Source organism: Paraburkholderia gardini (genome assembly GCF_907164575.1).
In the GTDB taxonomy this organism is placed as follows: Bacteria; Pseudomonadota; Gammaproteobacteria; order Burkholderiales; family Burkholderiaceae; genus Paraburkholderia; species Paraburkholderia gardini.
In genome coordinates, this window is sequence record NZ_CAJQYY010000002.1 from 212,955 (window position 1) to 228,883 (window position 15,929).

At 63.6% G+C, this 15,929-nt stretch carries 15 protein-coding genes and 1 pseudogene; 6 read left to right on the plus strand and 10 right to left on the minus strand.

Annotated features, from left to right (window positions below; translation table 11 throughout):
- Window positions 1–41 precede the first annotated feature (41 nt).
- From rpsF to LPA34_RS02465, 4 genes are all read right to left on the minus strand, one after another.
- Window positions 42–416: a 30S ribosomal protein S6 gene (gene rpsF, locus LPA34_RS02450; protein WP_090533281.1), complete on the minus strand. Its 375-nt coding sequence runs from the start codon at window positions 414–416 to the stop codon at window positions 42–44.
- A gap of 265 nt (window positions 417–681) precedes the next feature.
- Window positions 682–1,554 (minus strand): anti-sigma factor family protein, encoded by an 873-nt coding sequence (locus LPA34_RS02455; protein ID WP_228974517.1) that lies wholly within the window; start codon window positions 1,552–1,554, stop codon window positions 682–684.
- Window positions 1,544–2,275: an RNA polymerase sigma factor gene (locus LPA34_RS02460; protein ID WP_228974519.1), complete on the minus strand. Its 732-nt coding sequence runs from the start codon at window positions 2,273–2,275 to the stop codon at window positions 1,544–1,546. Before LPA34_RS02460 ends, LPA34_RS02455 begins: the two co-directional genes overlap by 11 nt.
- A gap of 132 nt (window positions 2,276–2,407) precedes the next feature.
- Window positions 2,408–3,319, minus strand: a complete 912-nt coding sequence (locus tag LPA34_RS02465; protein ID WP_228974521.1) for a substrate binding domain-containing protein — start codon at window positions 3,317–3,319, stop codon at window positions 2,408–2,410.
- A 211-nt stretch (window positions 3,320–3,530) separates the two neighbouring features.
- Here LPA34_RS02465 and gcl point away from each other — a divergent pair, with 211 nt between their 5' ends.
- The 4 genes and pseudogenes from gcl (at window position 3,531) to lysM (ending at window position 8,074) form a co-directional block, all read left to right on the plus strand.
- Complete coding sequence (gene gcl, locus LPA34_RS02470) at window positions 3,531–5,306, plus strand: glyoxylate carboligase (RefSeq protein ID WP_228974523.1); 1,776 nt, start codon at window positions 3,531–3,533, stop codon at window positions 5,304–5,306.
- Between the two features lie 45 nt (window positions 5,307–5,351).
- Window positions 5,352–6,161 (plus strand): hydroxypyruvate isomerase, encoded by an 810-nt coding sequence (gene hyi, locus LPA34_RS02475; RefSeq protein ID WP_228974525.1) that lies wholly within the window; start codon window positions 5,352–5,354, stop codon window positions 6,159–6,161.
- A gap of 33 nt (window positions 6,162–6,194) precedes the next feature.
- A pseudogene (locus LPA34_RS02480) lies at window positions 6,195–7,121 on the plus strand (2-hydroxy-3-oxopropionate reductase); the annotation flags it as partial.
- A 452-nt stretch (window positions 7,122–7,573) separates the two neighbouring features.
- Entirely contained in the window at window positions 7,574–8,074 is a 501-nt protein-coding gene (lysM, locus tag LPA34_RS02485; RefSeq protein WP_228974529.1) for a peptidoglycan-binding protein LysM, read from the plus strand.
- A 236-nt stretch (window positions 8,075–8,310) separates the two neighbouring features.
- Here lysM and LPA34_RS02490 read toward each other — a convergent pair whose 3' ends face one another.
- The 6 genes from LPA34_RS02490 to LPA34_RS02515 form a co-directional block, all read right to left on the minus strand.
- Window positions 8,311–9,342: an asparaginase gene (locus LPA34_RS02490; protein ID WP_228974530.1), complete on the minus strand. Its 1,032-nt coding sequence runs from the start codon at window positions 9,340–9,342 to the stop codon at window positions 8,311–8,313.
- A gap of 100 nt (window positions 9,343–9,442) precedes the next feature.
- A complete protein-coding gene (locus LPA34_RS02495; RefSeq protein ID WP_228974532.1) occupies window positions 9,443–10,369 on the minus strand; it encodes a CysB family HTH-type transcriptional regulator in 927 nt (308 codons plus the stop codon).
- Between the two features lie 64 nt (window positions 10,370–10,433).
- Entirely contained in the window at window positions 10,434–11,492 is a 1,059-nt protein-coding gene (locus tag LPA34_RS02500) for a sulfate/molybdate ABC transporter ATP-binding protein (protein WP_228974534.1), read from the minus strand.
- Window positions 11,493–11,504: 12 nt separating this feature from the next.
- Window positions 11,505–12,479, minus strand: a complete 975-nt coding sequence (gene cysW / locus LPA34_RS02505) for a sulfate ABC transporter permease subunit CysW (RefSeq protein WP_228974536.1) — start codon at window positions 12,477–12,479, stop codon at window positions 11,505–11,507.
- On the minus strand, window positions 12,476–13,390 hold the full coding sequence (gene cysT, locus LPA34_RS02510; RefSeq protein WP_228974537.1) for a sulfate ABC transporter permease subunit CysT: 915 nt from the start codon (window positions 13,388–13,390) through the stop codon (window positions 12,476–12,478). The genes cysW and cysT overlap by 4 nt, the downstream gene beginning before the upstream one ends.
- Window positions 13,391–13,564: 174 nt before the next feature.
- Complete coding sequence (locus LPA34_RS02515; RefSeq protein WP_228974539.1) at window positions 13,565–14,605, minus strand: sulfate ABC transporter substrate-binding protein; 1,041 nt, start codon at window positions 14,603–14,605, stop codon at window positions 13,565–13,567.
- Window positions 14,606–14,898: 293 nt separating this feature from the next.
- Here LPA34_RS02515 and lexA point away from each other — a divergent pair, with 293 nt between their 5' ends.
- The gene (gene lexA, locus LPA34_RS02520; protein WP_228974541.1) at window positions 14,899–15,549 is read left to right on the plus strand and encodes a transcriptional repressor LexA; all 651 of its coding nucleotides are present in this window, start codon (window positions 14,899–14,901) and stop codon (window positions 15,547–15,549) included.
- A gap of 19 nt (window positions 15,550–15,568) precedes the next feature.
- Window positions 15,569–15,910 (plus strand): hypothetical protein, encoded by a 342-nt coding sequence (locus tag LPA34_RS02525; protein WP_228974543.1) that lies wholly within the window; start codon window positions 15,569–15,571, stop codon window positions 15,908–15,910.
- Window positions 15,911–15,929 lie beyond the last annotated feature (19 nt).

Below are 15,929 nucleotides of genomic sequence, written 5' to 3' on the forward strand. Positions count from 1 at the left end.
AGAGCGACGCTTTAATCCTGATGGCTTAAATAACGATTGTCTTAAGCCTGCGCTTCGGACGGTTGCGTGGCAGCCGCCTTCTTGGCTTCTTCGCGCTGCACTTCCTTCATCATCGGCGACGGGCCGGTTTCAGCCTTTTTCTGCTTGACGATGAGGTGACGCAGAACCGCGTCGTTGAACTTGAATGCGTGTTCCAGCTCGTCGAGCGTGGTTTGATCGCATTCGATGTTCATGCAGACGTAGTGTGCCTTCGCGAGTTTCTCGATCATGTAGGCCAGCTGGCGACGGCCCCAGTCTTCGATACGATGGATCTGGCCACCGTGCGACGTGATCGTGGTCTTGTAGCGCTCGATCATGGCGGGCACCTGCTCGCTCTGATCGGGATGCACGATAAATACGATTTCGTAATGACGCATATTCACTCCTTGTGGCTGACTTATGGATAGAAGCCACCCGGGCGTCGGAACCGGTGTGGCAAGTGAGAAGCCGGAGAATGTAGCACGAATGGGGGCGGCACACAAGACATTGCATCGGTTTGCGCGCCGTTTCGGTCGTGTTTTCAACGGGTTATCGTGTGACGTGACGATCAGCTCCCCGTTTTTGCTGGATAAAGCAGGCGTGGGCATGCCGGCACGTCAACCGGCCGGACGCGCGATTCGCGGCGAACCGTCCCGAAAAACGTCATTCCGATGGCTGCGGGCGGGCTTTGAGCGCGGTTTCCAGCGCGCTCAGCGCATCAGGCGCGGCATCGGTGATTGCCCACCAGACCATGCCGTCCTCACGCCAGTGGACGAGCGAATAACCGTCGCGCACCAGCGTCGCGCCAGCGGTTGAGGCCGCCCACGCGCCAGAATCGCCGCCCGCCCGGTCCGTGTCGGGAAACACGTACACGTCGATCACATGCTTGCGGTAACGATAGGTCAGCACCGCCACCCGCCTGTGGCCAAGGTAATCCAGCCGGCCGCCGGCCAGCGGAAAACCGCTCGCCGTGAGATCCACCACCGGTGGCGCATAGTCGAGCCTGCCGTTGAACCACGGCTTCACAGTGTGCTGATCCGTCGAAATGACGTCGATGTCGCGTCCCGACAGCTGCGCCCGGACGTGACTCGACACCAGTTCATCGACGAACGGGCTGACGTTGGCGGGACGGCGCAACGTCAGCGTGACGCCGGCGACGGCCGCACACAGCGCGATGACCAGCACGGTCAGCCAGCCCGATCCGGCCGTCCTGCCGTTTGCCGCGCCGAACCCCATACCCACTGGCAGACGCAAACCGTCGAACCATGAAAACCGCCAGGCACGTCGGCGCGCACCCGCAGGCGGCGAAGCAGGTTCGATCGCCGGCAATCCGGTGACGATACGCGCCCTGAGCACATCCGGCGCGCGATGGTAGCTGGCCTGACGGATCGTGCCCGCCAGTGCGCGCAGAATCTCCGTCTCGCGCTGGCAGGCCGCGCAACGGGCGACGTGCTGCTGCACGCGGCGTTCCTCGACCGGCGAAAGTTCGCGATCGACGCTGGCATCGATGAGCGGACGCACTTCGTTACAGTCCATCTGGCGTCTCCTGGTTCGCGCCGGCGGCCGCGGCGCCCGGATCGCCTGGCGTCCAGCCGGACGGCGGCGTATCGAGCGCATCCGCGCGTGCCGTCCGTGCACCTGGCGCGCGGTTGCGCGTGTCGTCGGTGTGGGTGCCCCCTGTCTTGCTGCCGCGCGCTTCCTGCGCGGCCAGCGCCACCGCCAGCCGGCGCCGGCCGCGTGCAAGCCTCGACATGACCGTCCCGACCGGCAGATCGGCGACGATCGCGATCTCGCGATAACTCAGTTCCTCCAGTTCCCGCAGGATCAATACCTCGCGATACTCCACCGGCAGCTGCTCCAGCGCGACATGCACGCGCCGCGCGTCTTCCTCGCGGATCATCAGCGCCTGCGGATCGATGCTTGCCGGGCTCCAGCCGTCGAACACGGCCTCTTCGTGCGAATCGTCGAATTCGGCCACCTCACGCGAGCTCGCCCTTCTACGCCATTCCGTGTACCAGGTGCGCCGCACGATCGCGAGCAGCCATGGCCGCGCATTGTCGCCACGGAACGTATCGAAGAAACGGAATGCGCGCATAAACGCTTCCTGGACGATGTCATCGGCATCGCTGGCATTGCCCGACAACCAGCGCGCGAGGTTGAAAGCGGCATCGAGATGCGGCAGCGCCAGTTCCCGAAAACGACGGCTGCGTTCGGCTTCGTCGTTTCTTCCGCTGCTGGTGGTATCGGTCTGGCGCACGCGGGCCCTCCTGGCTTCACGGCTGCAATACGGGTCGCGCACCGACTTTATTCCCGCCTTCGCGACATTCCGGCAAAAATATCCGCCGACAGCCTCGCGGCGCGCCATCGGCGCAGCCGCGGCGCACTTTAACTACGCCACGCCGCTCCAGTAGTCGTCGCGCGCGTAAACGTCCTTCAGATAATCGATAAAGTAGCGCACCTTCGCCGGCACGTAGCGTTGCTGCGGATACACCGCGAGGATGTCGTAGTCGGGCAGCGCGAATTCGTCGAGCACGGTTTCCAGTTCGCCGCGCGCGAGCTGCTGCTGCACTTCCCACGTCGAGCGCCAGCCAAGGCCGAGTCCTTCCGACACCCAGCGATGCAGCAGTTCGCCGTCGTTGCAGTCGAGCGTGCCACCGACGCGCACCGTCGCGAGCTTGCCGTTACGCCGGAAATACCAGCCGCGGTTCTGGCCGCCCTGCAGATTAAACGCAAGGCAGTTGTGCTGCGGCAGGTCTTCGAGCGTTTTCGGCCGACCATGTTGGCGGAAATACGCGGGCGTGCCGCACACGACGCGCCGGTTCGTCGCCAGTTTCACCGCGACGAAATTCGGATCGACGGCGCCGCCGATGCGGATCGACAGGTCGTACCCCTCGCGCACGAGATCGACCACGCGATCGGTCAGATTGAACGACACCTGCAGCTCCGGCTTGCCGGCGAGAAATGCCGGCGCGAGCGGCGCCACGTGCTTGCGCCCGAAAGCGGCCGGCGCCGAGACGATCAGGTGGCCGCTCACCGCGCGCCGCCCCGCCGCCAGTTCGTTTTCGGCCTGGTCCCACTCGGTCAGGAGTCCCCGGCATCGCTCGAGAAACGCCGTGCCTTCCTCGCTGACGACGAGCCGCCGCGTCGAGCGGTACATCAGCTTCACGCCGAGCCGCTTTTCGAGCGCGTCGATGCGCCGCCCGAGGATCACGGGCGATACGCCCTCCTCCAGCGCCGCGGCCGCGAGGCTTCCCGCGTCGGCGACGCGCACGAAGGTTTCGATCTGCTTGAAGCGGTCCATTTTCTGTCTCCTGTCGCTGTTTCGACAACTTCCCACACCGCGCTCGCGGACAAACCCCGCAGAAACGGCATTCCATACTTTTTGTTTCGGAATAAGCGACCTGAACCGATCTTATCAAAACTTCGGGTGAAGCCTAAAGTGCATCTCAACAGCCTGCAACGGCTCGCCCGACGCAGTTCAGACAGCATTCAAAGACATTCAGGAGACATTCATGGCCAAGATGAGAGCCGTCGACGCAGCCGTACTCGTGCTCGAACGAGAAGGTATCGATACCGCGTTCGGTGTACCGGGCGCCGCGATCAACCCGTTCTACTCGGCGATGCGCAAGGCCGGCAATATCAGCCACGTGCTCGCGCGGCACGTCGAAGGCGCGTCGCACATGGCCGAGGGCTATACGCGGGCGTCGCCGGGCAACATCGGCGTCTGCATCGGCACGTCGGGCCCCGCCGGCACCGACATGATCACCGGTCTCTATTCCGCGCAGGCCGACTCGATTCCGATTCTCGCGATTACCGGTCAGGCGCCGCGCGCGCGTCTCTACAAGGAAGACTTCCAGGCCGTCGATATCGAGTCGATCGCGAAGCCGGTCACGAAATGGGCGGTGACGGTGCGCGAGCCGGCGCTCGTGCCGCGCGTGTTCCAGCAGGCGTTCCATCTGATGCGCTCGGGCCGTCCGGGTCCGGTGCTGGTCGATCTGCCGATCGACGTGCAGCTCGCCGAAATCGAATTCGACATCGACACGTACGAACCGCTGCCGGTCTACAAGCCCGCCGCCACGCGCAAGCAGATCGAAGCCGCGCTGACGTTGCTCAACGATTCGGACAAGCCATTGATCGTCTCCGGCGGCGGCGTGCTGAACGCAGCCGCTGAAGATCTGCTCGTGACGTTCGCGGAAACGGTCGGCGTGCCGGTGATTCCGACGCTGATGTCATGGGGCGCGATTCCCGACGATCATCCGCTGATGGCCGGCATGGTCGGCTTGCAAACCTCGCATCGCTACGGCAACGCGACGATGCTCGCCTCCGACTTCGTGCTCGGTATCGGCAACCGCTGGGCGAACCGTCATACGGGCAGCGTCGAGGTCTACACGAAGGGCCGCAAGTTCGTGCACGTCGACATCGAACCGACGCAGATCGGCCGCGTGTTCGGCCCCGATCTCGGCATCGTGTCGGATGCGAAAAAGGCGCTCGAACTTTTCGTCGAGGTGGCGAAGGAATGGAAGGCCGCCGGCAAGCTGAAGGACCGTGGCGCATGGGTCGCGGATTGCCAGGAACGCAAGCGCACGATGCATCGCAAGACGCACTTCGACAACGTGCCGATCAAGCCGCAGCGCGTGTACGAAGAGATGAACCAGGTGTTCGGCCGCGACACGTGCTATGTGAGCACGATCGGTCTGTCGCAGATCGCCGGCGCGCAGTTCCTGCACGTGTACAAGGCGCGCAACTGGATCAACTGCGGCCAGGCCGGCCCGCTGGGCTGGACGATTCCGGCTGCGCTCGGTGTGCGCGCAGCCGACCCGCAACGTCCGATCGTCGCGCTCTCGGGCGACTACGACTTCCAGTTCATGATCGAAGAGCTGGCCGTCGGTGCGCAGTTCAACCTGCCGTACGTGCATGTGGTCGTGAACAACTCGTACCTCGGACTGATCCGTCAGGCGCAGCGCGCGTTCGACATGGACTTCTGCGTGCAACTCGCGTTCGACAACATCAACGCGCCGGAAGTGAACGGCTATGGCGTCGATCACGTCGCGGTGGCCGAGGGTCTCGGCTGCAAGGCGATCCGCGTGTTCAAGCCGGAAGAACTCAAGCCCGCGCTGCAACGTGCGCAGTCGATGCTCTCCGAGTTCAACGTGCCGGTGATTGTCGAAGTGATTCTGGAGCGCGTGACGAACATTTCGATGGGCACGGAGATCGACGCGGTGAACGAGTTCGAAGAACTCGCCGCAAGGCACGAAGATGCGCCGACAGCGATCAGCACACTCGACTGAGCTTCTTCTTTTCAACTGACCGACCAGCCGGAAACCATTCGAATCATGCCAAAATTTGCCGCCAATCTGACCATGCTGTTCAACGAAGTCCCGTTCCTCGACCGCTTCGCAGCGGCGGCGGACGCGGGCTTCAACGCCGTCGAATTCCTGTTCCCCTATCCGTTCAAGACAACCGAACTGGCCGAACGTCTTCAGCAGAACCGTCTGAAGCTCGTGCTGCACAACCTGCCCGCGGGCAACTGGGAAGCAGGAGAGCGCGGTATCGCGTGTCTGCCGGACCGGGTCGGCGAATTCCAGGAAGGCGTCGGGCGCGCGATCGAATACGCGAAGGCGCTGAAGGTGCCGCAACTGAACTGCCTCGTCGGCATTCCGGTGGCCGGCATCGACGCGGACAAGGCGCGCTCGACGATCGTCGACAACCTGCGTTTTGCCGCTGATGCGCTGAAGAAAGAAGGCATCCGGCTGCTGGTCGAGCCATGCAACTCGTACGATATTCCCGGCTTCGCGCTGAACCGTTCGTCGGAAGGTCTCGACGTGATTCGCGCTGTCGGTTCGGACAACCTGTTCCTGCAATACGACATCTATCACATGCAGCGCATGGAAGGCGAACTCGCGGCGACGATCAAAAAGAACCTGCCGCAGATCGCACACATCCAGCTCGCCGACAACCCCGGCCGCAACGAACCGGGCACCGGCGAAATCAACTACCCGTTCCTGTTCGAACTGCTCGACTCGCTGGGCTACGCAGGCTACATCGGCTGCGAATACAAGCCGCGCACGACGACCGCCGCCGGGCTCGACTGGGTCCAGCGCATCGCCGGCCAGGCACGCGGCGCGGCGCACGTCGCGGCCTAGAGGTCAGCGCACGGTTTCAAACGATCAACCCGGTATCACGGAGATACATCAATGGCAAAAATCGGTTTCATCGGTCTCGGCATCATGGGCGCGCATATGGCGCGCAATCTCATCAAGGGCGGTCACACGCTGATCGTCAACGGCGCGTATCCGGTGCCTGACGATCTGCGCACGCAGACCACGGTCGTCGAGAGTTCGACCGCCGTCGCGAAAGCCGCCGACATCGTCATCTCGATGGTGCCTGACACGCCCGACGTGGCCAACGTGCTGTTCGCCGACGATGGCGTCGCGAACGGTCTCACGAAAGGCAAACTCGTCATCGACATGAGCTCGATTTCGCCGCTCGAAACCCAGGCGTTCGCGAAGAAGATCAACGCACTCGGTTGCGATTACCTCGACGCGCCGGTATCGGGCGGTGAGGTCGGCGCACGTGAAGCGACGCTGACGATCATGGTGGGCGGTTCGCAGAAATCGTTCGACATCGCGAAGCCGCTGTTCGACCTGATGGGCAAGAACGTCTCGCTTATCGGCGACAACGGTGCGGGCCAGACGTGCAAGGTCGCGAACCAGATCATCGTCGCGCTGAACATCGAGGCGGTTGCCGAAGCACTGCTGTTTGCCGCGCGTTCGGGCGCCGATCCGGAACGCGTGCGCAAGGCCCTGATGGGTGGCTTCGCCTCGTCGCGCATTCTCGAAGTGCACGGCGAGCGCATGACGAAGCGTACGTTCGATCCGGGCTTTCGCATCGAGCTGCATCAAAAGGACCTGAACCTCGCACTCGATGGCGCGCGCAAGCTCGGTATCGCGCTGCCCCACACCGCGAGCGCGCAGCAACTGTTCAGCGTGTGCGTGGCAAACGGCGGCAAGGCATGGGATCACTCGGCGATGGTGCGCGCGCTGGAAATCATGGCGAACTTCGAAGTGGCGCAGGCCCCCGGCAAGGAAGCGAAAGCGGCCTGATTCACGACGTTTTCTCCAAAGGCCCGTTAGCGTGCGTGTGCGTCAGGTTCGCGGCGCTGGCGGGTCGAGATATATCGTAGTGGCACAACATGGCCGCCGCCACTCGCGCGGCGGCCAGATCAGTGGGGCGCTTTGTCCGCTGCGCGGCACGCGTGACGGGTGAGGCAAATCGAGCCGCTCTGGGCTGAGAGCGGCCAGTGGGGTCCGCAGCGGCGCCCGGCGATGCCGGGGAAGCCTTGGTCGGTCAGACGTCGTCGTCGGGTGTCCGGCTGTCGGATTTCATGTTTTTCCACGCGCGCTCCCGGCCCTCATGGCCGGACCGTCCGCCTTCATCTTTTTTGACAAACCTCCCGTCATTCTTTCTTACCATTGACCGGTTCTATCTGGTTGTCTTGCGATCAGATTCCCAGGGGGCTGCATGCGCCCTCTTCATCACGTCAGGAGAACGATCGATGGGTATGCTCAGTTTCATCAAGGACGCCGGCGAAAAACTGTTCGGCACGGCAGCGGCACCGGCTCAAGCCGCTCAGGCAGATCCAGCGGCGGCACCCGTGGATATCGCCACGCTGAACAGGATTGCCGGCGACGCCATCGCGAACTACATCAAGGTTCAGGGCCTGAAGGCCACCAGCCTGCAGGTCACGTACGACGGCGCGAGCCATACCGTCACCGTTTCGGGCGAAGCGCCTGACCAGGCGACGAAAGAAAAAATCCTCGTCGCGGCCGGCAACGTGCACAACGTCGAAAAGGTGGACGATCAGCTCACGGTCACCCGTCCGGCGCCGGAAGCCCGGTTCCACACGGTCGTCTCCGGCGACAACCTGTGGAAGATCGCGGAAAAATATTACGGCAGCGGCGCGAAAAACGACGTGATCTTTCAGGCGAATACACCGATGCTGAAGAGTCCGGACAGGATCTATCCGGGTCAGGTGCTGGTGATTCCCGCTGTGTAAGGTTGCTTCGATACGTTACGTCGAACATGACGTAAACAAAAAACGCGGCGGTCCAGGTCGAACCTGCACCGCCGCGTTTCATCGATACGTCATATGGCGTGCGTGATGATTCCTGCCGTGGACGTCGTTGGCGATCGCGCCGGCGAGCGTCACGAATTGCATGCCGGGCGTGACCGGTAGCATCCAGTCGCGTGGATTACCTCACAGACGGCCAAACCTCGCGACGTGCCCGCCGCTCAATAGGTATCGAAAGCGCGCTGCAGCACGACCGGGCCGGTTGCGCCGGCGGCGAGCGCCAGCATCAGCAGCACGCGCGACTTGTACGGATTCAGCCCGTTCGCGGCGACAAAACCGAGCGTGTCGTCGGGTGCGGCGCCGTTGCGCATCACGTGACCGGCGCCGACCCGCGACGCGCGCACGACGGCCACGCCCTGCGACACGGCATCCGCGAGTGCCAGCTGGATCGACGCATGGATCGAGCCGTTCCCGGTGCCCGCGACCACGATGCCGCGCACACCCGCCGCGACAAACGCATCGACGGCCACGCGCGACGCGCCCGCGTAACTCGTGACGATCTCGACGTCGGGCCATTGCGCGCCGATCACGAATTCGGTGGCGATCGTATGCACACGCACGACGCCGCGCTGAAACTCGACCTGCCCGTCCTGCACCCAACCCAGCGCGCCGACTTCGGGCGACTGGAAGGCGTCGACGGCGAACGTGCTGGTTTTCACGACGTCGCGCGCGCTGTGGATCCGGTTATTGACCGCGACGAGCACGCCCTGCCCGTGCGCCGAGGCGCTGGCAGCCACGACGACCGCGTTCAGCAGGTTCAGCGGTCCATCGGCGGAGAGTGCCGTGGAGGGCCGCATGGCGGCGGTCAGTACGACCGGTTTCGTGCTCTTCACGGTGAGATGCAGCAGATACGCGGTCTCTTCGAGTGTATCGGTGCCGTGCGTGATGACGACGCCGTCGATGTCGTCCGCGGCGAGCAGCGTGTTCACCCGTTGCGCGAGCGTGGTCCACAGCGCGAGCGCCATGTCCTTGCTGTCGATGCTGGCAACCTGTTCGGCTTGCACCTGCGCCAAGCCCGCCAGCGCCGGCACCGCCGCGAGCAGCCGGTCGACGCCGACCACGCCCGCCTGATAACCGGCGGTATTCGTGGCATCGGCGGCGGAACCCGCGATCGTGCCGCCCGTCGCGAGCACGGCAATGCGCGGCAGACCGCTTGACGGCGCCGCGCCGGAGGAAGAAGTGGAAGTATTCATGGCGGCGATTGTAAGCGATGCGCGGCGCGGTTCCACACGGCGTATGCCCGACCGCACGGACGCATTATTGCGCCATCGCCATCCTCGCCGCGAATGCCCGTCAGGCTGCCTCGCGCAGCTGCGCCGCGATTTCCGTTTCGTTCAGTTGCGGCGCGAACATTTCGATCAGCCGGTACGCGTACGCCCGCAGGAACGCGCCCTTGCGCAGACCGACGCGCGTCGTGCTCGCCTCGAACAGATGCTGCGTATCGAGCGCGACAAGCTCCGTGTCGCGCTTCGCGTCGTAGGCCATCGCCGCGACGATGCCGATGCCCATGCCGAGTTCGACGTACGTCTTGATCACGTCGGCGTCGATCGCGGTCAGCACGACGTCGGGCATCGCGCCTGCTTTCGCGAACGCCTGGTCGATGTGCGAGCGGCCCGTGAAATCCTGATCGTAGGTGACGATCGGGAATTCGGCGATTTCGTCGAGCGTCAGGTTCGGCCGGCCGACGAGCGGATGGTCCTTCGGCACCACCACGACGTGATGCCACGAGTAGCACGGGAACGTGACGATGTCCGGATAGCGGTCGAGCGCTTCAGTCGAAATGCCGATGTCCGCTTCGCCGTTGATGATCATCTGCGCGATCTGCTGCGGACTGCCCTGACGCAGCGCGAGATGCACCTTCGGAAATACTGCCGTGAACTGGCGGATCACCTTCGGCAGCGCGTAGCGCGCCTGCGTGTGCGTCGTGGCGACGACCAGATGGCCGCTGTCCTGATCGGCGAACTGACGCGCGACGCGGCGCAGGTTCTCCGCGTCGAGCAGCATGCGCTCGATCAGCTGATGCACCGCCTTGCCCGGCTCGGTCAGCCCTGTCAGCCGCTTGCCCCGACGGATGAAAATGTCGACGCCGAGTTCGTCCTCGAGATCCTTGATCTGTTTCGATACGCCCGACTGCGACGTGTAAAGCACGTTCGCCACTTCGGTCAGGTTCATGTTCTGGCGCACCGCTTCGCGCACAAAACGCAGTTGCTGGAAATTCATGTTCTCGTCCCGGGTTGAACCGAAGTCAGGTTGGGTTAATTCATGTGCATGGGGGCATTCGTGATCAGGGTGCGGGAAACACGCGCAGGGCGCGCGGCACGGCCGTCACGCCGTCGCCGATGTTCAGCCGCAGTTCACGCCACGCCTCGCGGTCGAGCTCGGCCTCGAGCACCCGGCCTCCGTGTCCCTCAAGCTCGACGCGCACCGAACCGCCCAGCGTCACGACCCGCCGCACGCCGACCGTGATGCCGTCGCGATGGCTGTCCGCCTCCGGATACAACGCGATGTCATGCGGGCGCACATACGCGAACGCCGGGCCTTCGAAGCCCGCCGCCACGGAAACCGGCAACGCCGCGCCGTCGACCACGAATCCGCCGCCATCCACCTTGCCGTGCAGACGGTTCGCCGCGCCGAGGAATTCGTAGACGAACGATGTCTGCGGATGGTCGTACACGTCCTGCGGGCTGCCGACCTGCTCCACGTGTCCGCGATTCAGCACGACGATGCGGTCGGCTACTTCGAGCGCTTCTTCCTGGTCGTGCGTGACGAAAATCGTCGAGATATGCAGGTCGTCGTGCAGACGCCGCAGCCAGCTGCGCAGCTCCTTGCGCACTTTCGCGTCGAGCGCGCCGAACGGCTCGTCGAGCAGCAGCACTTTCGGTTCGACAGCCAGCGCGCGTGCGAGCGCGATCCGCTGACGCTGTCCACCCGAGAGTTCCGACGGAAAGCGTTGCGCGAGCCAGTCGAGCTGCACGAGCTTCAGCAGTTCATGCACTTTCTCGCGAATCACCGCTTCCGACGGCCGCTCCCTGCGCGGCTTGACCCTGAGACCAAACGCGACGTTTTCGAACACCGTCATATGACGGAACAGCGCGTAATGCTGGAACACGAAGCCGACCTGACGCTCACGCGCGCCGACCGCGGCGACATCCTGGCCTTGCAGCACGACCTGGCCGGCGTCGGCATATTCGAGCCCGGCAATCACCCGCAGCAGCGTGGTCTTGCCACACCCCGAAGGCCCGAGCAGCGCGACGAGTTCGCCCGGCGGAAAATCGAGTGATACGTTATCGAGCGCGGTGAAATCGCCAAAACGCTTCTGCAGGTTACGAACGGTGATGCCCATGTGCTGCTCTCCTTACTGAACCGGACGGCCGGCCGCATGCGACGGCACCGGCGCCGGCGACAGGGTGACGGGGCCGGCGTACGCGGGTACGGCCCGCGCATCGGCCTGTTCCGCCGACAGATGACGTTCCGCGAGCAGCTTCAGGGCCAGCGTGACGAGCGCCAGCAGCGCGAGCACGGAGGCCACGGCGAACGCCGCGGAAAAGTTGTATTCGTTGTAGAGAATCTCGACGTGCAGCGGCATCGTGTCGGTCTGCCCGCGAATATGGCCCGACACCACCGATACCGCGCCGAACTCGCCCATCGCGCGCGCGTTACAGAGAATCACGCCGTACAGCAGTCCCCAGCGCACATTCGGCAGCGTGACGCGGCGGAAAATCTGCCAGCCCGATGCGCCGAGCACATGGGCGGCTTCTTCTTCGTCGTTGCCCTGCGCCTGCATCAGCGGAATCAGCTCGCGCGCGACGAACGGGAACGTAACGAAGATCGTCGCGAGCACGATGCCCGGCACGGCGAAGATGATCTGCACGTTGTGATCCTGGAGCCACGGCCCGAACCAGCCCTGCGCGCCGAACATCAGCACGTAGACCAGACCCGAGATCACCGGCGACACGGAGAACGGCAAGTCGATCAGCGTCGTGAGGAGCGCCTTGCCGCGGAATTCGAACTTCGCGATACACCACGATGCGGCAAGCCCGAACACGAGATTGAGCGGCACGGCGATTGCCGCGGTGATCACGGTGAGCTTGATGGCCGACAGCGCATCCGGATCGGCAAGCGCTTCGAAATAGAAGCCGACACCCTTGCTGAACGCCTGATAGAACACCGCCGCGAGCGGCACGACGAGAAAGAGCGCGAGAAACAGCAGCGCAACGCCGATCAGCAGCCAGCGCACGGCGCGTCTTTCCGTCACCGGATCGGGGCGACGGCGCACTGCTTCGGCCTTGAGCGGGTTAGCCGGGACTGTCGTCACGGAATCGCGGCTCATTGCGCACCTCCGGAAACGACAGCGCCTGCCGGACTGTTCGCGTGCGACCCCGGCGGCAACGACGGCCCTGACGCCCCGCGGCTCGTACGCCGTTGCAGATACCACTGCAGCGTGTTGATCAGCAGCAGCATCAGGAACGACACGACCAGCATGACAACCGCCAGCGCCGTCGCGCCCGCATAGTCGTACTGTTCGAGCTTGGTGATGATGAGAAGCGAGGTGATTTCAGATTTCATCGGCACGTTGCCCGCGATGAAAATCACCGAGCCGTACTCGCCGAGCGCACGGGCGAAGGCCAGCGCGAAACCTGTCAGCAGCGCGGGAAAAACGGCGGGCAGCACGACCCGGCGAAACGTCAGCCAGCGCGACGCACCGAGGCAGGCAGCGGCTTCTTCCTGTTCGCGCTCGAACTCCTCCAGCACCGGCTGCACAGTACGCACGACAAACGGCAAACCGATGAACGTCAGCGCGACCAGCACGCCCGCCGGCGTGAACGCGACCTTGATGCCGAGCGGCACGAGAAACTGTCCGAGCCAGCCGTTGCCCGCATACACGGCGGCAAGCGAAATACCGGCCACGGAGGTCGGCAGCGCGAACGGCAGATCGACGACCGCATCGACGAGACGTCTGAACGGAAACGTATAGCGCACCAGCACCCACGCCACCAGAAAGCCGAATACGGCATTGATCAGCGCGCCGCCCAGCGCGGCGAAGAATGTCAGCCGGTACGACGCGAGCACGCGCGGCGACGTCACGGCGCGCACGAACTGCGGCCAGTCGAGCGTCGCGGTTTTCAGGAAGGTCGCCGCAAGCGGAATCAACACCACGAGGCTCAGATACGCCACCGTGATACCGAGTGTCAGGCCGAAGCCGGGTAACGCGCTCGGCTTGCGGAAGGTCAACGTCGTCATGCTGGATGCTCGTTCGGGGTTAAAACCGCTTTCAATTCACGCTCGAAACAGGTGAAGGCGGGTTTAGCCGGATTGAAACTCAGGGGCCCATCCAGTCAGAAAGGCGCACCCGACGGGCACGCCTTTCTGGCCTTACTGCTGATCCTCATGCTCATACATCGCGAGGGAACGGCTTCACTGCGGCTGATAGATCGAATCGAAGACGCCGCCGTCCGCGAAGTGAGTCTTCTGGGCGTTGGCCCAGCCGCCAAAGCTGTCGTCGACGGTGTAGAGCTTCAGCTTCGGAAACTTCGCCGTCAGCGCGGCCGGCACCTTGTCCGAACGCGGCCGGTAAAAATTCTTCGCGGCGATCTCCTGGCCTTCCTCGCTATACAGGAAGTTCAGATACGCCTCGGCCAGCTTGCGTGTGCCATGTCTATCGACGACCTTGTCGACCACCGCGACCGGCGGTTCAGCCAGGATACTCACCGAAGGCACGACGATCTCGAACTTGTCCGCGCCGAATTCCTTGATCGACAGGAACGCCTCGTTTTCCCACGCAATCAGCACGTCGCCGATATCGCGCTGCACGAAGCTCGTCGTCGCGCCGCGTGCGCCGGAATCGAGCACGCCTGCATTCTTGTAGAGCTTGCTGACGAACTCCTTCGCCTTCTGGGCGTTGCCGCCCGGCTGATGTTCGGCATAGGCCCACGCGGCCAGATAGTTCCAGCGCGCGCCGCCCGATGTCTTCGGGTTCGGCGTCACGATCGACACGCCGGGCTTCACAAGATCGTCCCAATCCTTGATGTGCTTCGGGTTGCCCTTGCGCACGAGAAACACGATCGTCGAGGTGTACGGCGACGCATTGTCCGGCAGACGCTTCTGCCAGTTCCTGTCGATAAGCCCTTTGGCGGCCAGCGCGTCGATGTCGTAAGCCAGCGCGAGCGTCACCACGTCGGCCTGCAACCCGTCGAGCACCGAGCGCGCCTGGGCGCCCGAGCCGCCGTGCGACTGCTTGAACGTGACCTGCTCGCCGGTCTTCGCCTTCCATTCCTTGCCGAACGCCTGGTTGATGTCCTGATACAACTCGCGTGTTGGGTCGTATGAGACGTTCAACAACGTCGTCGCATCCGCTGCGTGCGCCTGAGCGGCGAAACCGGCCGCTGCCGCGACGCCCAGCGCGAGCGCCGTAACGATTTGTCGTGTCCTGTCTGCCAGCCCCGTGCTGCTGTTCATTGACGAATTCTCCGGTCTGTTCTTTCGTTATTGCGGCGTGTGTGCGTTGCTTTGCATCGATTGAGAGGCAGTCTATCGAACGGCCTTCATCATTAAAAATAATTGTTCTTCATTTTTTAATACTTAAAAGTGGTAACGACCGCCTGGCGCGGTGTTGCGGCACGAATCCGGGTGCAATAGCGTCAAAAAACGCCGTTCCAGCGGCGCCGGTCCGGGCGAACTTAAAGTAAAGCTTGAAATGTGCGGATTACTGTATAAAAATACAGTCACCTGTTCATCCATACAGTGGCGCCATGACCAAACTCACCGCACGACAGCAGCAGGTTTTCGATCTGATCCGCCGGGCGATCGAACGCACCGGCTTCCCGCCCACCCGCGCGGAGATTGCAGCCGAACTCGGTTTCAGCTCGGCGAACTCGGCGGAAGAACATTTGCGCGCGCTGGCGCGCAAAGGCGTGATCGAGCTTGCAGCGGGCGCCTCGCGTGGCATCCGTCTGCTGTTGGGTTCGGATGACAGCCCTTATCAGTTCACGCTGCCCCACTCGAGCATCATGCAACTGTCGCTGCCGCTGATCGGCCGGGTTGCAGCAGGTAGCCCGATCCTCGCGCAGGAACATATCTCGCAGCATTACGCATGTGACCCGGCGCTCTTTTCGAGCAAGCCAGACTACCTGCTGAAGGTCCGCGGGCTGTCGATGCGCGACGCGGGCATCTTCGACGGCGACCTGCTCGCCGTCCAGAAGAAGAGCGAAGCGAAAGACGGGCAGATCATCGTGGCCCGGATCGGCGACGACGTGACGGTAAAGCGCCTGAAGCGCCGGCCGGACGGTATCGAACTGATCGCCGAGAATCCCGATTACGACAACATCTTTGTTCAGGCCGGCAGCGGGGAATTCGCGCTCGAAGGCATTGCAGTCGGGCTGATCCGCCCGACTGAATTCTGAACTTCGCCTGGAGAGTTACATGGAACGTCTTGCCCGCCTGCTCCCTTTCCGTCAGTTCGGACGTCTGCGTCATCTGCGCAACCTGGTGCCGTGCGGGGCGCTCGACGTTCTCCATGCGCCGTCGCTGTTCGAGCGTGACGCAACGACAGAAACGCCCACGCTGCCTTCCGCAATGCCGGCGTTTGCGCGTGTCTCGCTGAATTCCGGGCTGAATGCGGAGCCGGGGCGCCGCGCCCCGGTGCGCGTGTATCACGGGCCGTCACGACTCATCATGGTGGGAACGGTCGACGCCGTATGCAGCATGATCGATCGCTGCATCGCCGAAGAAAGCGCGGCGATGCAAGGCGCGCTGTTCGAATAACTGAAGGCGCGCGAGAGCG

Bases quoted from the DNA above. Each gene is read 5' to 3' on its own strand.
- rpsF (WP_090533281.1), bottom strand. From the start codon at position 416: ATGCGTCATTACGAAATCGTATTTATCGTGCATCCCGATCAGAGCGAG.
- LPA34_RS02455 (WP_228974517.1), bottom strand. From the start codon at position 1,554: ATGGACTGTAACGAAGTGCGTCCGCTCATCGATGCCAGCGTCGATCGC.
- LPA34_RS02465 (WP_228974521.1), bottom strand. From the start codon at position 3,319: ATGGACCGCTTCAAGCAGATCGAAACCTTCGTGCGCGTCGCCGACGCG.
- gcl (WP_228974523.1), top strand. From the start codon at position 3,531: ATGGCCAAGATGAGAGCCGTCGACGCAGCCGTACTCGTGCTCGAACGA.
- hyi (WP_228974525.1), top strand. From the start codon at position 5,352: ATGCCAAAATTTGCCGCCAATCTGACCATGCTGTTCAACGAAGTCCCG.
- lysM (WP_228974529.1), top strand. From the start codon at position 7,574: ATGGGTATGCTCAGTTTCATCAAGGACGCCGGCGAAAAACTGTTCGGC.
- LPA34_RS02490 (WP_228974530.1), bottom strand. From the start codon at position 9,342: ATGAATACTTCCACTTCTTCCTCCGGCGCGGCGCCGTCAAGCGGTCTG.
- LPA34_RS02495 (WP_228974532.1), bottom strand. From the start codon at position 10,369: ATGAATTTCCAGCAACTGCGTTTTGTGCGCGAAGCGGTGCGCCAGAAC.
- LPA34_RS02500 (WP_228974534.1), bottom strand. From the start codon at position 11,492: ATGGGCATCACCGTTCGTAACCTGCAGAAGCGTTTTGGCGATTTCACC.
- cysW (WP_228974536.1), bottom strand. From the start codon at position 12,479: ATGAGCCGCGATTCCGTGACGACAGTCCCGGCTAACCCGCTCAAGGCC.
- cysT (WP_228974537.1), bottom strand. From the start codon at position 13,390: ATGACGACGTTGACCTTCCGCAAGCCGAGCGCGTTACCCGGCTTCGGC.
- LPA34_RS02515 (WP_228974539.1), bottom strand. From the start codon at position 14,605: ATGAACAGCAGCACGGGGCTGGCAGACAGGACACGACAAATCGTTACG.
- lexA (WP_228974541.1), top strand. From the start codon at position 14,899: ATGACCAAACTCACCGCACGACAGCAGCAGGTTTTCGATCTGATCCGC.
- LPA34_RS02525 (WP_228974543.1), top strand. From the start codon at position 15,569: ATGGAACGTCTTGCCCGCCTGCTCCCTTTCCGTCAGTTCGGACGTCTG.